14 protein-coding genes are annotated in these 14882 nt (G+C 51.5%); 10 read left to right on the top strand and 4 right to left on the bottom strand.

The annotated features are described in order from the left end of the window. Positions 1 to 16: 16 nt before the first annotated feature. The 4 genes from VMF88_11350 to VMF88_11335 form a co-directional block, all read right to left on the bottom strand. Positions 17 to 2368, bottom strand: a complete 2352-nt coding sequence (locus VMF88_11350) for a PAS domain S-box protein (protein ID HTY11653.1) — start codon at positions 2366 to 2368, stop codon at positions 17 to 19. A gap of 237 nt (positions 2369 to 2605) precedes the next feature. Further along, on the bottom strand, positions 2606 to 3619 hold the full coding sequence (aroF, locus tag VMF88_11345; GenBank protein ID HTY11652.1) for a 3-deoxy-7-phosphoheptulonate synthase: 1014 nt from the start codon (positions 3617 to 3619) through the stop codon (positions 2606 to 2608). A gap of 37 nt (positions 3620 to 3656) precedes the next feature. Further along, positions 3657 to 4412: a TPM domain-containing protein gene (locus VMF88_11340; protein ID HTY11651.1), complete on the bottom strand. Its 756-nt coding sequence runs from the start codon at positions 4410 to 4412 to the stop codon at positions 3657 to 3659. Positions 4413 to 4441: 29 nt separating this feature from the next. Beyond that, entirely contained in the window at positions 4442 to 5050 is a 609-nt protein-coding gene (locus VMF88_11335; GenBank protein ID HTY11650.1) for a LemA family protein, read from the bottom strand. A gap of 192 nt (positions 5051 to 5242) precedes the next feature. Here VMF88_11335 and VMF88_11330 point away from each other — a divergent pair, with 192 nt between their 5' ends. From VMF88_11330 to VMF88_11285, 10 genes are all read left to right on the top strand, one after another. Further along, positions 5243 to 6115: a nitrilase-related carbon-nitrogen hydrolase gene (locus VMF88_11330; protein ID HTY11649.1), complete on the top strand. Its 873-nt coding sequence runs from the start codon at positions 5243 to 5245 to the stop codon at positions 6113 to 6115. 82 nt (positions 6116 to 6197) lie between these two features. Further along, positions 6198 to 7532, top strand: a complete 1335-nt coding sequence (locus tag VMF88_11325; GenBank protein HTY11648.1) for an aspartate aminotransferase family protein — start codon at positions 6198 to 6200, stop codon at positions 7530 to 7532. A 28-nt stretch (positions 7533 to 7560) separates the two neighbouring features. Continuing rightward, a complete protein-coding gene (locus VMF88_11320) occupies positions 7561 to 8910 on the top strand; it encodes an NAD(P)-dependent oxidoreductase (protein ID HTY11647.1) in 1350 nt (449 codons plus the stop codon). A gap of 7 nt (positions 8911 to 8917) precedes the next feature. After that, positions 8918 to 10228 carry an NAD-dependent dihydropyrimidine dehydrogenase subunit PreA gene (preA, locus tag VMF88_11315; protein HTY11646.1) on the top strand — a complete coding sequence of 437 codons (1311 nt, stop codon included), beginning with the start codon at positions 8918 to 8920 and terminating at the stop codon, positions 10226 to 10228. An 86-nt stretch (positions 10229 to 10314) separates the two neighbouring features. Next, on the top strand, positions 10315 to 10482 hold the full coding sequence (locus VMF88_11310; GenBank protein ID HTY11645.1) for a hypothetical protein: 168 nt from the start codon (positions 10315 to 10317) through the stop codon (positions 10480 to 10482). Positions 10483 to 10553: 71 nt separating this feature from the next. Further along, positions 10554 to 10742, top strand: a complete 189-nt coding sequence (locus tag VMF88_11305) for a hypothetical protein (GenBank protein HTY11644.1) — start codon at positions 10554 to 10556, stop codon at positions 10740 to 10742. A gap of 12 nt (positions 10743 to 10754) precedes the next feature. Next, a complete protein-coding gene (locus tag VMF88_11300; protein HTY11643.1) occupies positions 10755 to 11429 on the top strand; it encodes a DUF5673 domain-containing protein in 675 nt (224 codons plus the stop codon). A 28-nt stretch (positions 11430 to 11457) separates the two neighbouring features. Further along, a complete protein-coding gene (gene hydA, locus VMF88_11295; GenBank protein ID HTY11642.1) occupies positions 11458 to 12843 on the top strand; it encodes a dihydropyrimidinase in 1386 nt (461 codons plus the stop codon). Positions 12844 to 12904: 61 nt separating this feature from the next. Then, the gene (locus tag VMF88_11290) at positions 12905 to 13345 is read left to right on the top strand and encodes a DUF1761 domain-containing protein (GenBank protein ID HTY11641.1); all 441 of its coding nucleotides are present in this window, start codon (positions 12905 to 12907) and stop codon (positions 13343 to 13345) included. 27 nt (positions 13346 to 13372) lie between these two features. Continuing rightward, positions 13373 to 14863, top strand: coding sequence for an NCS1 family nucleobase:cation symporter-1 (locus VMF88_11285; GenBank protein ID HTY11640.1), 1491 nt, complete (start codon positions 13373 to 13375; stop codon positions 14861 to 14863). The last annotated feature ends 19 nt before the right edge of the window (positions 14864 to 14882 follow it).

The raw sequence follows: 14882 nt of genomic DNA, 5'->3' as shown, positions 1-14882 counted from the left end.
GAGGGGCCTGCGGCGATTATTTGGGCAAGGAAACATAGAACGTCGTCCCTTTCCCGATCTCCGATTCAAGCCAGATTTGCCCTTGGTAGAGCTCAACGATCTTTTTGACGATCGCCAGGCCGGCTCCGCTGCCCTCGTGATCGGTGTTCAATCGTTGAAAGATAACAAATATCTTGTCAAAAAACTTTTTTTCGATGCCGATGCCGTTGTCTTGGACAGAAATAAGAACCCTTTTTTCGTTTTCCTCGATGGTGATCTTGACAAAGGGGCGTTCATCGCTGTTAAACTTGATCCCATTCGAGATAAGATTCCGCAGCACAAGTTTGATTTGAGTCGGATTGCATTGATACGAAAACTCGCCCCGGGGAGCCACAATCTCTGCACGCTTTTCCTGGATCGAAAATTTCAAATCATCAAGGACTTCGTTGATCACATCATTCAGCGAGACCGTTTCCGTGAGTTCCGAAAAACGCGAAACGCGGGAGAGCACCAGAAGGTCATCGATCAACCCTTTCATTCTGGAGCACGACTGAATGATCGATTGAATGTATTCTGAGGCAGCGCTGTTCTTGTCTTGCACATGATCTTTGAGGAGAATCCTGCTGTACCCCTCGACGGTGATCAACGGCTCCTTCAAATCGTGGGAGACAACGTAGGTGAAATCGTCCAGCTCTTTATTCCGATTTTGGAGCTGGATCGACTTTGAGATTGTCTCTTCGTAGAGCTTGGCCTTTTCGAATGCAATGGCGGCCAGGTTCGCAAAACTTTCAAGAAGACGAATGTGCGATTCCTTGTAGAGATTCGGCGTATAACTTTGTATCGACAGAACGCCTATCGTTTTTTCCCTCGAGAACATCGGAATGTATAGGAGCGAGAGCGAGCGCCGGCCCTTGTCGCCGAACGGATGGCGCACCGGCTCCGGAGAGTCCGCTTCCCGGTTTTCAAGAAGTGATTGTCTCGCCTCGATCACTTTTGCGATCCCGGTTCCCGGACGAATCGCACTTTCTCCTTTGTCCGGTTGGACCTTTACTTTTTTCTCGTTGATGGTGTCGTAGCATATAATGTTCCGCACCGTTCCGGTCGTTTCCTCAAAGAGGTCTATGAAAAAAGCGTCGAACGGAAGGACCTCGACGAGGTGCCGGTATACGGCATCTGCAATTTCGTTAATTTTGAGAAGCGACGTGAGTGTCCTGCTCAGTTCATACAGCACGCGAAGCCGTTCAAGCTGAAGGCGGTTGATCTCTTCCAGGTTCTTTCGCTCGCTGATGTCGCGTGCCATGTTCATCATGGCGACGGGGCGATTGAGCGCATTGTAAAGCAGCGTCGTGTTCATGCTGACGGAGATCATTTTCCCGCCCGTATCTTTCCAATGAATATCGAAGTCCCGGAGGCTCTTCTTCTCCCGAAGTTCTTTTATCCACAGCACGTAACGGGCCATCTCTTCGTCGAGAAGCCATTCGTACGGAAATTCTTTTCCGATCGCATCGGATTTTTTGATGCCCGTCAGCCGTTCAAACTCGTTGTTCACCTGCAGAACTTTTCCTTCGAGGTTCGTGAGAACGAGCGCATCGCCGACCGTGAGCACACCGTCGATCACATTGCGGAACATCTGTTCGGACTGCTGCAGTTCTTTTTCAATGGCCCGTTTCAGCGTGATATCCCTGTGCAGCGCCACGACAGCCTGTCCCCCCTCATACGGAACAGCGCTGACCACCACCTCAACATCGAACAATGTCCCGTTTTTTCTCATAGCCTTGTATTCATAGCGTGAGGGGACATTTTTCCCTTCGCTCCTGCTCCTGCTTCTCTCGATGACCCGCTCCCGATCCTCCGGAGCGATGATCGTCTCTATGCTCTTATTGAGAAGAGGAGCAGCGCTGTCGTACCCGAACATACTTCTTAGAGCGGCATTGACGTAAAGGATCCTCAAGTCGCGGACGATGACGACTCCGTCTGCCATCCCTTCGATGATCGGTTCATATTGGGGGGATTCTATCCGCCGCGATTTTTTCTCAGAGAAGGCGTGAAGAAGCGGAAGGGAAAACCGGCTCAGTTTTTCGAAGAAAAGTTCTTCCATCCCGACGAGCCCGGCAAGGGAAACGCCGACGAGTTCTACAACACCAGCTACACGGCGGCCGTCGAGGACCGGGATCTCGACGACAGGAAGCGAGCGAAATCGGGCAGGAAGACCGGACTGAGGCGGAAATATTTTTTCATTCTCAAATGTTGTGACGACCGCTTTCTTTCTCCGTACAACCTTTTTGAGATGAGAGTCACGGAGTCGATATTGTACAAGCAAATGACGAAACCGTTTTGGATAAGCATATTCTCCCGCCAGCCGGATCACATCGCCATCGATGCTATACAATGCCGCAGCAACTCCGTCAACGCCATGCAAAACCTGCGCTAAGAAAGACGAAATAACTCCCTCAGAGATCCTCCCAGCCTTCTGACCGTCAAATATTTTTTCCGCCAGATGGACGAAAAGTTCGAAGAGTTTATTCGTCCGAACAATACTATCCCTTTGGCCCAATGGCCGGTTGGTGCCATACTTTGATGCACGATGTTTCGGGCGTCGCTTTAACGGCATAAATAAGGGAGATTGTTACAGTCTTCGTCCGACAATCTGCGCAATTTCTCCAACCTTTTTCATCAACTTCAAAAACGTGTCGGGTTTCAACGATTGAAATCCATCGGACATCGCTTGGTCGGGATGTGTATGAACTTCCATCATCAGTCCATCCGCACCTGCCGCAATTGCGGCAAGCGCCATCGGCGAGACTAAATCCCAAGCTCCTGTTCCGTGACTCGGATCGACGATCATCGGCAAATGAGATAATTTTTTTATGACCGGAATGGCGTTGAGATCGAGGGTATTCCGCGTGTACGTTTCGAATGTCCTGATCCCGCGCTCGCAAAGGATGACGTTGTAGTTTCCCTTGGACAGGATGTATTCGGCGGCCATGAGCAATTCTTCGATCGTCGCGGAAAGGCCCCGTTTCAACAACACCGGCTTGCCCGACTCGCCCACCCGCTCGAGGAGGGAAAAATTATACATGTTTCGAGCGCCGATCTGCAAAACGTCGGAATGTTCTGAAACCACTTCGAGGGTCTCCGTATCCTTCACCTCCGTCACAACCTTCAAGCCGGTGGTTTCCGCAGCTTCTTTGAGATACTCCAGCCCCTCCAGCTTCAATCCTTGAAAAGCATACGGTGAAGTTCTCGGTTTGAAGGCCCCTCCCCGCAAAAAACGAGCCCCCGATTCTTTGATCAGCGATGCAATTTCCAAAATCTGCCCCCTGCTCTCCACCGAGCATGGGCCGGCAATAACGTTGAGTTCTTCTCCGCCGAAACCAGAACCCCCTACATCGACAATCGTGGACTCTGGCTTGAATTCCCTGCTGACAAGTTTGAACGGCTTAGAGACTGAGATGACATCGATCACTCCGGAAAGCGTCAGAAAATTTTCCGGGTCTACTTTTCCCTTATTCCCCGTGATGCCGATGGCAACGCGCTGGACTCCGGGGATCTCATGAGGGGAAAAACCGAGGGAGGATATTTTTTCTTTTACCGCGCCGATTTCTTTCCGGGACGCGTCGAGCTTCATCACGATTAACATTCTAACCTGCGCGTTGTGCGTGGGGGTGATAGACCACTTACCAGCTTCCGCTTGCGCCGCCGCCGCCGAATGAACCGCCGCCGCCGGACCATCCCCCGCCGCCACCGCCAAAGCCTCCCCCGCCGAAAAATCCCCCGCCCCCGAATCCTCCTCCCCAATATCCTGAGCGATAGTAACCGCGCGATGAAATACCGTACCGGCGTCTGCCGCCGAACATGGATGTGCCAAAGACAAAGAACAAGATAATCGCCAGCAGTACGCCGCCGAAATTTGTGATCTTATATTTCGAACGAGGCTCTGCTTTGTATTCCCCCTTCGTTGCCTTGATGACATCTTCGACCGCCGCGCCAATACCGCCGTAAAAATCCCCTTCGCGGAACCGCGGACGCATCACATTCCGGATGATCTGATCGCACAACGCATCGGGCAACGATCCCTCGAGACCGTAACCGACCTCGAACCTGATCTCTTTATCATTCTTGGCGATCAGGATCAGAAGACCGTTGTCCTTTCCTTTCCTACCGATCTTGTTCGCTTCTGCAATTTTCAGCGAGAAGTCGGTAATGTCATTCCCTTGCAACGAAGGGATGATGACGACGGCAATTTGCGTAGACGTGCTGTCTTCGAACTGCTTTAACTCATTTTCCAGGGCGCGCCATTCGGAATATTCCAGCGTGTTGGTAAAATCGGTGACATGTTCGTGCAGCTGCGGTACCGATAATTCCTGCGCCCGCAGCGGGAGCACTGCGATCAGAAACAATAGAAAGAGGATAAAAAGGTTCTGTCTTGCCATTGAATGATGAGTGAGAGCTCTCGCCGTTCCTAGAATTTTACTTTGGGCGCTTCTTCTGCGCCAGTTTGTGCCTGGAAATAGGCTTTGGGACCGAATCCGCCGAATCCGGCGATCAAAGAGGTCGGGATGGTTTTGATCGCAGTGTTATAGCCCTGAACCACCTCGTTGAAATGCTTCCGCTCGACCGCTATGCGATTTTCAGTTCCTTCTAACTGAGCCTGCAGTTGGAGAAAATTTTCGTTCGCTTTGAGGTTCGGATAATTCTCCGTGACGACCATGAGGCGGGATAGCGCAGCTGTCAGATCCCCTTGAGCTTTCTCGAACATCTGAAACGCCTGGGGGTTTTTCAGGACTTCCGGAGATATTGTCATTTGACCAACTTTTGCGCGCGCTTCGACAACCTGCTCTAACGTCTCCTTTTCGTGAGTCGCATACCCTTTAACGGTCTCAACGAGGTTCGGTATCAGATCGAACCGCCTCTGATACTGATTTTGGACCTGCGACCATGCGCCATTCACTCCTTCGTTCATTGCGACAAGTTTATTGTAGACTCCAACTCCCCACATCACCGTCAAAATTCCAACAAGAAGGATTCCCCCGATGATCGATAACGCGACGACGAGACCTTTTGATTTCATTGAAAATATTCTCCTTGCTTAAACACACGGTTGATTACTTGCTTGCAAGACAAGGTAAACAATAGTCGTCTCAAAAACAAGCCGGCAAAAAACCCCGTAACTCCTTGACAATCAACAAAATTGTGATTACTATTTCCCCAGCCATCCCAATGTTTTGATGATTGACATCTGCAGCCGAAGGAAGGAGTCAGCATGCCTCGCATTGTGAAAGGGGGACTTATACAGTGCTCAATTTCCGAATCGACCGAAAAGCCGATTGAGACGATAAAAAAATCGATGATCGACAAGCATGTCGCCCTTATTGAAGAAGCGGGAAAAAAAGGGGTGCAGATTCTCTGCCTTCAGGAGATTTTCTTCGGCCCGTATTTCTGCGCCGAGCAAAAGACAAAGTGGTATGCCATGGTAGAGAAAATTCCGGACGGGCCTACGGTCAAACTGATGCAGCAGTACGCAAAGAAATATTCGATGGTAATGGTCGTCCCCATTTATGAGGAAGAAATGACCGGGATCTACTATAACACCGCCGCGGTGATCGACGCAGGCGGGGAGTACCTTGGGAAATACAGAAAGCATCACATCCCGCAGGTCGACCCCGGATTTTGGGAAAAATTCTATTTTAAGCCGGGCAACCTCGGCTACCCTGTTTTCAAAACGAGACATGCGGATATCGGCATTTATATATGCTACGACAGGCATTTTCCTGAAGGGGCGCGGATTCTGGGGTTGAATGGGGCGGAAATAGTATTCAATCCATCTGCGACAGTTGCTGGATTATCAGAATATCTCTGGGAACTTGAGCAACCCGCCCATGCAGTAGCAAACGGCTATTTTGTCGGAGCGATCAATAGAGTCGGGACCGAACCCCCGTGGAATATCGGCGAGTTTTATGGAAAGAGCTATTTTTGCAATCCTCGCGGAAAGATCATTGCGCAGGCCAGCAGAGACAAAACAGAACTGGTGGTTGCCGAATTAGACCTCGACATGATCAAGGAAGTCCGCTCAGTCTGGCAGTTTTTCAGAGACCGGCGGCCCGAATCGTATAAAGAGATCGCAGAAGAAAGATAGAAAGACAATGAATGATCACGAATTAGAAATTGAGAATTCCGATTTGTGATTTTGGGTCAAGGCACGAAGGAATTATTTCAAAATGACTTCTCAGGAAATAGCAGACATCACTGCAAGGAATACTTTTGGAACATGGAGGTTCCAGAAAGGTTGGAAGCCGCTGCATGTCGTGGATGCAGAAGGATGCTACTTTACCGATGCGAGCGGGAAAAAATATTTGGATTTTTCCTCACAGCTGATGTGCGTAACGCTGGGACACAAGAATAAAGCCGTCATCAAGGCCATTGAGGACCAGGCGCGGCGGCTTCCGTACATTGCCCCTGGGTTTGCGACAGACGTGCGCGCAGAATTGAGCAAGCTTCTCCTCGAAGTTCTCCCAAAGGGGCTTGAAAAATTCTTCTTCACGACGTCGGGCACTGAAGCGAACGAAGCGGCGTTCAAGATAGCCCGGATGTACACGGGGAAAACAAAAATCATCGCGCGGTATCACTCCTACCACGGCTCGACCATGGGTTCGATCGCGGCGACAGGCGACCCGCGCCGCTGGGCAATGGAACCCTCTGGAAAAATTCCGGGGGTCATCTTCGCCCCCGAAGTCAATTGTTATCGTTGCCCCCTTCACCACACCTATCCGGAGTGTGGCGTCGCCTGCGTGGAATATGTTGACCATATGATCGAAAATGAGAGCGACGTGGCTGCAGTCATCGTTGAGCCGGTCGTCGGGACCAACGGCGTACTAATTCCACCGAACGAATACATCCCCCGGCTCCGGCAAATCTGCGATAAGCACAATGTTCTGCTCATCGCAGATGAGGTCATGAGCGGATGGGGACGAACGGGCAAGTGGTTCGCGATGGATCATTGGGATGTCAAACCGGATATTCTCACAACGGCAAAAGGAATAACAACGGCCTACGTTCCTTTAGGCCTTTGCGCAACGACAAAAAAAATTGCCGATTATTTCGACGATCATTATTTTTCCCACGGACATACGTACGAAGCTCATCCTTTGACGCTTGCTCCGGCCATCGCCGCGATCAATGAGGTGAAACGGCTCGACCTTGTGCATCGTGCGAATGAGACGGGCGCATACCTGGGTTCAAGGCTTCAGGGCCTTAAGGCCCACCATCGCTCGATCGGCGAGGTGCGAGGGATCGGATTATTTTGGGCGATCGATCTCGTGAAAAGCCAAAAAACGAAGGAACCGTTCAATTCGTATAAGGACAAAATCAGCGGCGCCCCTTTGCTCGTAGAGAAGGTGAACATGGAAATGATGAAAAAGGGCGTGTTCGTCCAGGCGTGGGTGAGCCATTTTGTGATCGCCCCTCCTCTTATCATCACGAAGGAAGAAATAGACCTGGCAATGGACGCATTTGATGATGCGCTGAAGTTGGCAGACGAACAATGCTCGGAATGAGGAATGTCATAGAAGAACGGATTGTCCAATGAACAACCTTGCGTTGAAACTTTCCGCCGAAGAGTACGAAAAAAATTTCGCTGAGCTGCATCCCCCCCTTTCGCCGAATTCCGCCGTTGCCGAGGCTGACCGCTGCCTCTACTGTTTCGATTCTCCATGCATGAAAGCCTGCCCGACGCACATCGACATTCCGACGTTCATAAAAAAAATCGCGACGGGAAATCTCAAAGGTTCGGCAAAGACCATCCTCTCGTCGAATTGGGTGGCGTTGACCTGTGCGAAAGCCTGCCCCGTCGAAGAATTGTGCGAGGGGGCGTGCGTCTATAACGCGCGGGGCGAACAACCGATCCAAATCGGACGGCTGCAGCGGTATGCAATGGATTGGTACGTGGACCGGGGCATGCCAACGCTCTTCACGCCAGCCTCAAATAACGGAAGGTCGGTGGGAGTGGTCGGCGCCGGTCCTGCAGGGTTAGCGTGTGCCGCAGAGCTGGCGTTGATGGGATATGATGTTACGATTTATGAAGCTAGAAGCGAGCCGGGCGGGCTCGATACTTGGGGTATTGCTCCATACAAGGTGACGAGGCAAGACAGCTTGAATGAAACAAAAATTGTCGAACATCTCGGCGTGCGCATAAAAACAGGGATGGCGATCGGCGAAGCCCTGTCGGTGGATCAGCTGACAGAGATTCACGATGCGGTCTTCCTCGGCGTCGGATTGAAAATTGCTGCTCGTCTTCGGATCCCCGGTGAAGATTTGCAGGGAGTTCATGATGCGCTGCGTTTCATAGAAAAGGTCACATCACGAAAATGGAATTCCGTCGACATTGCAAAACGCGTGGCTGTTATCGGGGCGGGAAATACCGCAATTGACGCAGCCACCGAGGCAAAGCGTCTCGGCGCCGAACAGGTGATGATCATCTACCGCCGAAGCAGAGAAGAAATGTCGGCATATGATTTCGAATTCGAGCTGGCAAAAAGCGACGGCATCGCCTTCCATTTCCTCACGGCGCCTAAACAGATCATTGGGTCGACCCACGTTGAAGCCATTGAATGCGTAAAAATGAAATTGGGTGAACCCGACAATAAAGGAAAACGCCTCCCGTTGCAAATTCCCGGATCTGAATTCCGGCTTCCGGTGGACATGGTCATCAAGGCAGTGGGGCAAACGACCGAAGAAAATTTTCTCGCAAGCATTCCTCAGGTGAAAATAGAAGGCGGAAAAGTGCAGGTCGATCCCGAAACATTCCAGACCGGCAATCCAAAATTTTTCGCGGGCGGGGACTGCATCAACGGGGGAAAGGAAGTTGTCAACGCCGCTGCCGACGGCAAACGGGCGGCGCATGGCATCGATAAATTCTTAACGGTCAAAAAGTGATTTATTAATGGTCGACCTTTCGATAGATTGCGGCGGAATCAAGTCGCCGAACCCTTTCTGGCTTGCATCGGCCCCGCCGACCAATTCTGCCTACCAGGTTTGCAAAGCATTTGAAGCCGGCTGGGGAGGCGCGGTGTGGAAAACGATCGGGGAGCCCGTCATGAACGTCGTCAATCGCTACGGCGCGATCGACTTCAACGGCCAAAAGATTCTCGGACTCAACAACATCGAACTTATCAGCGACCGGCCGGTCGAGGTCAATTTGCGCGAGATCGCCGAGACGAAGAAGTTGTGGCCCGACCGGGCCGTCATTGCCTCGTTGATGGTTGAATCAAAACGGGAAACCTGGCATGACATCGTCAAGCGGGCGATCGACACCGGGTGCGACGGCATTGAACTGAATTATGGCTGCCCTCACGGCATGAGCGAACGAGGCATGGGCTCCGCCGTCGGGCAGGTGCCGGAGTATTGTACGATGATCACCGATTGGGTCACCGAGGTCTCGACAATTCCCGTTCTCGTCAAGCTGACGCCGAATGTTTCCGACATCCGCTTTCCCGGCCGCGCAGCGAAAAGAGGAAACGCTGACGGCATCTCCCTTATCAACACGATCAACACGATCATGGGAGTTGACCTTGATACGTTCGAGCTGAATCCTTCCGTGGACGGCAAAGGCGGGCACGGCGGATACGCCGGCCCTGCTGTAAAACCGATCGCCCTGAACATGGTTTCGCAAATCGCCTCTGACCCGGAAATCAATCTCCCGATCTCCGCCATCGGAGGAATTTCGACCTGGAGGGATGCGCTCGAATTCATCCTCCTTGGAGCTTCTTCGGTACAGGTCTGCACCGCGGTAATGCACTATGGGTTCCGCGTTATCGACGACTTGATCGAAGGATTGACGAATTGGATGGAGGAAAAGAACGTTCGGACCCTCGAGGAGGTTCGCGGAAAGTCGTTACGATGCATGTCCGATTTCGGCAGTCTCAACCTTCTCTATAAAGCCGCGGCACGCATCGACGAATCAAAATGCATACAATGCAACCTCTGTTACATCGCCTGCAACGATTCCGCGCATCAATGTATCGACCTTCTTCCGCACAACGGAAAAACCCAGCCGAAAGTACGTGAATCGGATTGCGTTGGATGCCGGCTCTGTTTCATCGTCTGCCCGGTCGAAAAATGTATCTCGATGGTGCGGCTCGACGACGGCTCTGAAGAAATTACCTGGAATGAACTGATGAAGCAGATGCCTCAGCCGCTGACCTGGGAAGCGCTAAGGCAATTTCAGCAAAAGCACGGAATCGAAATTCACTGAAACCCGTCATTCCGTTCACTGTCCGATGTAACCAAAACTCGTCCTGTTAAATTCTTTATCCCGTCAATTCATCGTAAGGGATCGTCATGAACAGCAGCAAGTTTTGGGTAGCAGGAAGCGTCTGCGGCGTGGTTATGACCATTATCGATCACCTATTTCAGGGAATCATCATGACGCCGATGTTTTACGCCAAACATACGGGCGTGATTATTCAAACAATCGACCCTTCCGGTTTATCCTTGGCGATTTCATGACGGTATTCGTCCTTGCATGAGTGTACCGCCGGGTGGCAAATATGATCACGCCTCATCGGAAAGGAGGAGCAATGTTCGGCCTCTCTGCCGGAATCCTCATTAATTTCCCGACGTGGATTATGCTGCATCTTTTCATAAGAGGATTTTCCTATGCCTATGCCTGGTTTTTCACGATCTACGGAATTGTCGGGACCCTCGCTGCCGGAGCGATCATTGCAAGCATCTATGAATGCAAGCCCACAGAAACGTCCCGGAGGTAAAAAGAAATCCTTATGACCTGGCTTACTTATTTTTCGTTGATTACCGGTATCTGGTCGCTCGGTTACGCGTTCCGCGGCAAGACGATGACGCAATATCCTTCGCAACGCGGAATGTTCATCGGAACAGGCATCGCCTTACTTGCAACGGGCGGAGGGATTCTTATGCATCCCAGTTCTTCCCCTCTGGATTCAGATACTTTATTCACTGTTGCTTCAACCCTCCTTGCGGCGGTCCTGTTCGGATTGATCGCAAGTTACCCCTTTGTTAAGAAAAAAGCAGGGGCGTTGCTGCACGACGGTATTCCGCGCGCTCAAAGCAAGAGGATCTCCGGCATGACGACCGCAGGCATGTTCGCGATCCTGGCAGCATTGACCATCATCCAAAGGCATTTTACACGTGAGGCATGTGCTGAACTTATATTCTTTGTCGCCGTCATTTTATACTTTGCATCCCCGATCTTTGGCAAAGTAGAACTGCGGCAACATGGGATCCTCGATACCTATACCCTCTTTCGATGGAACGATATTTCTTCGTACCGATGGGCCGGCGAGCGTGAAAATAATCTTATCCTCAACTTTAAAACCTCGTGGCGAAGGACAGCAACGATCTCCCTCCCTCCGGATCAAAGGGAATCGATTGAATCGATCTTCAAGCAGCAGATAAGCCCTAACGAAGCTCAAGCGTGAACTTCACTAAACAGAGCAGGAGTCGTTCATGTCAACATTAATCAAGAACGGACGCATCGTTACAGCCGAGCAGGATTACACAGCCGATGTCTACGTCGAAAAGGACAAGATCACGGCGATCGGCACAAATCTTCCGATGCGCGCCGATGCCGTCATCGATGCAAAGGACAGGTATGTAATTCCGGGAGGGGTCGATGTTCATACGCACATGGATATGCCGTTTGGAGGAACAACCTCGAGCGATGATTTTGAAACGGGCACGCGTGCCGCAGCATTCGGCGGAACAACCTGCATCATCGATTTTGCCATCCAATCCAAAGGGACGAAGATGCGGGACGCGCTCGACGTTTGGTGGAAAAAGGGGGAAAAAGCCACGATCGACTTCAGCCTTCACATGATCATTACAGATCTGCCGGAGGCCCACCTTGAGGACATGAACGAGATGGTCCGCGAAGGAGTCACAAGCTTCAAGCTTTTTATGGCGTATCCGAACGTTCTGATGGTCGACGATGCCACAATTTTCCGAGCGATGCGGCAGACCGGCAATAACGGGGCACTCGTCTGTATGCACGCAGAGAACGGAGGCGTCATAGATCTCTTCATTCAAAAAGCCCTTGCCGAGGGCAAAACTGCTCCCATCTATCACGCCCTGACCAGGCCGACGACGGCCGAAAGCGAGGCCGTCAACAGAGCGATCGCGCTTGCTCAGATGGCCGGATCTCCCGTCTACATTGTTCATCTTTCTTCCGCCGATGCGCTGGAAAAAGTCTCGGAAGCACGCGACAAAGGGGTCCCTGTGTTCGCAGAAACCTGTCCGCAATATCTCCTCCTCTCCGTAGAGGACCTCGACCGTCCGAATTTTGAAGGAGCAAAATTCGTTTTCACTCCCCCGCTTCGAGAAAAATGGCATCAGGACAAACTGTGGGAAGGATTGAAGAAAAATACTCTTCAGGTTGTTTCTACAGATCATTGTCCCTTCTGTTTCAAAGAGCAAAAGGAGTTAGGGCGCGACAGCTTTGCCAAGATTCCGAACGGCGGCCCCGGCGTGGAAAACAGGTTGCAGCTCCTTCATCATCACGGCGTCAATCAAAAACGGATCTCTCTGAATCGCTGGGTCGAGCTGGTTGCGGCGACGCCGGCAAAAATGTTTGGCCTCTATCCGCGGAAGGGAACGATCGCAGTCGGGAGCGATGCCGACATCGTTATCTGGGATCCAAACAAAGAAATCACTATCTCAGCAGCGTCTCATCATATGCGCGTCGACTATTCGATGTTTGAAGGATTCAAGGTCAAGGGGGATGCCGAGACTGTGCTCTCGCGGGGAGAAATAATCGTCGATAAGGGAAAATGGCTCGGCAACGTTGGACGCGGAACATTCATCAAACGGGATACCTACGCTGGGGCATGGAGATAATCGCGACGGTTGTTTCCGCCTACTCATAGAGTGATCAACAAACCTATGTCGGAGGTCATGAATGGAAAGGCCTAAAATTAACTTCGTTGCAGTTTTGGTTGTAGCCTTCATCCAGTTTATCTTAGGGGCGGTCTGGTATTCGCCTATCCTTTTTGGAACGAAGTGGATGCAACTGACCGGCATTACGATGGAGATGGCGGCGAAGATGAGCCCGTGGAAATCGTACGGCCTGACCTTTCTTGCTTATCTTGTCCTCTGCTGGGTGCTCATTCATGCCCTTGCTTATGCAAAAGCGAGGACCGTCGTCGAGGGGGCAATGGTTGGATTTTGGAATTGGTTCGGATTCGTCGCAACGATCATGGGGATCACCAATCGCTATCAAATGCAGCCGTGGGCACTCTGGGCGGTCGACAGCAGTTATCAGCTTGTCAATTTTGTGCTCGGAGGAATCATGTTAACGGTGTGGCATAGAGGGCTCTGGGAAAAAGAAGAAGCAATGTAATACGGCCTCCTTGGTGAACAAAACACGATGCGCGACCCATTACATTCTCAAATTGTCGAAGTCGACATCTCGCCCGCAGCGGACAGTTCGCTGATCAACGACGATATTGCGCCGACAAAAATCTCAGACCGCAAGTGGGGGACCTATGATATTGCGGCGTTGTGGATTTCTATGTCGGCGTGCATTCCGACCTACATGCTTGCCTCGTCCCTCATTTCAGAGGGAATGAATTGGTACGAAGCGGTCCTCACGGTTTTTCTCGGCAACGTGATCGTGTTGATCCCGATGATTCTCAACGCCCATGCCGGCACGAAGTACGGCATCCCCTTCCCCGTCTATTGCCGCGCGTCGTTTGGCACACGCGGCGCCAACATTCCGGCATTGCTCCGCGCATTTGTCGCGTGCGGATGGTTCGGCATTCAAAGCTGGATCGGCGGCTGGGCGATCTATAAAATGGTTACGATCTATGTTCCGTCGTGGGATGCGCTCCCCCCATGGTTCGCCGGAATCAACACTCCCCAGCTGATCTGCTTTTTATTCTTCTGGGGAATCAACATGCTCGTGATCTACAAAGGGATCGATTCGATTCGGTTCCTTCTCAACATCAAGGCTCCGCTGCTCATCATCTTAGGCCTGGTTTTGCTCGCATGGGCGTACTATCAGGCAGGAGGTTTCGGACCGATGCTTTCGCAGCCATCGCAGTTCGTGCATGGTGGATTGAAGGAAGGACGATTCTGGTCCGTATTTTTCCCTTCTTTGACCGGCATGATCGGTTTCTGGGCAACGCTGTCGTTGAACATTCCGGATTTTACACGTTATTCGCGGACGCAGCGCGATCAGATGCTCGGACAGGCGATCGGCCTGCCCGCAACGATGGCATTGTACTCGTTCATCGGCGTCGCTGTCACATCGGCGACGATCGTGATCTATGGCGGGTTTCCGATCTGGGACCCGGTTGTCCTGATTTCTCGTTTTACGAATCCCCTCGTGCTCCTCGTTTCATTGTTCGCTTTATGTCTGGCGACTTTGGCGACAAATCTTGCGGCGAATGTGGTCAGCCCGGCGAACGATTTTGCAAACCTCTGGCCTTCAAAAATCACCTTCCGAATCGGCGGGTTGATCACCGGGATCATAGGAATCATCATTCAACCATGGAAACTTGTTGCAGACCCGAACGGCTATATTTTCACCTGGTTAGTCGGATATTCTGCCCTTCTCGGACCGATCGGGGGGATATTAATATGCGATTACTTTGTCATCCGGCACACCGTTCTGCATCCTATCGATCTCTATAAGGCGGAGGGAGAATATAGTTATTCAAATGGATTTAACCGTGCAGCAATTGCGGCACTCGTGCTAGGTATAGCCCCAAGCGTACCTGGCTTTCTCGGCACAGTGAAGATCATCGACCCGGCATCAGCCGGATCATTACTGATGAATATGTACAGTTACGCATGGTTCATTGGATTTATTGTTGCATTCGCGGTGTACGCAGTGCTTGTTCTCAGGAAGAAATAGTATCGCGGAATTCGATGGG

It is taken from the genome of Bacteroidota bacterium (genome assembly GCA_035506275.1).
Classification (GTDB): Bacteria; Bacteroidota; Ignavibacteria; order UBA10030; family UBA8401; genus JAGVPT01.
The sequence above is the reverse complement of the archived record's forward strand: the minus strand, read 5'-3'. Positions and strand labels throughout refer to the sequence as shown.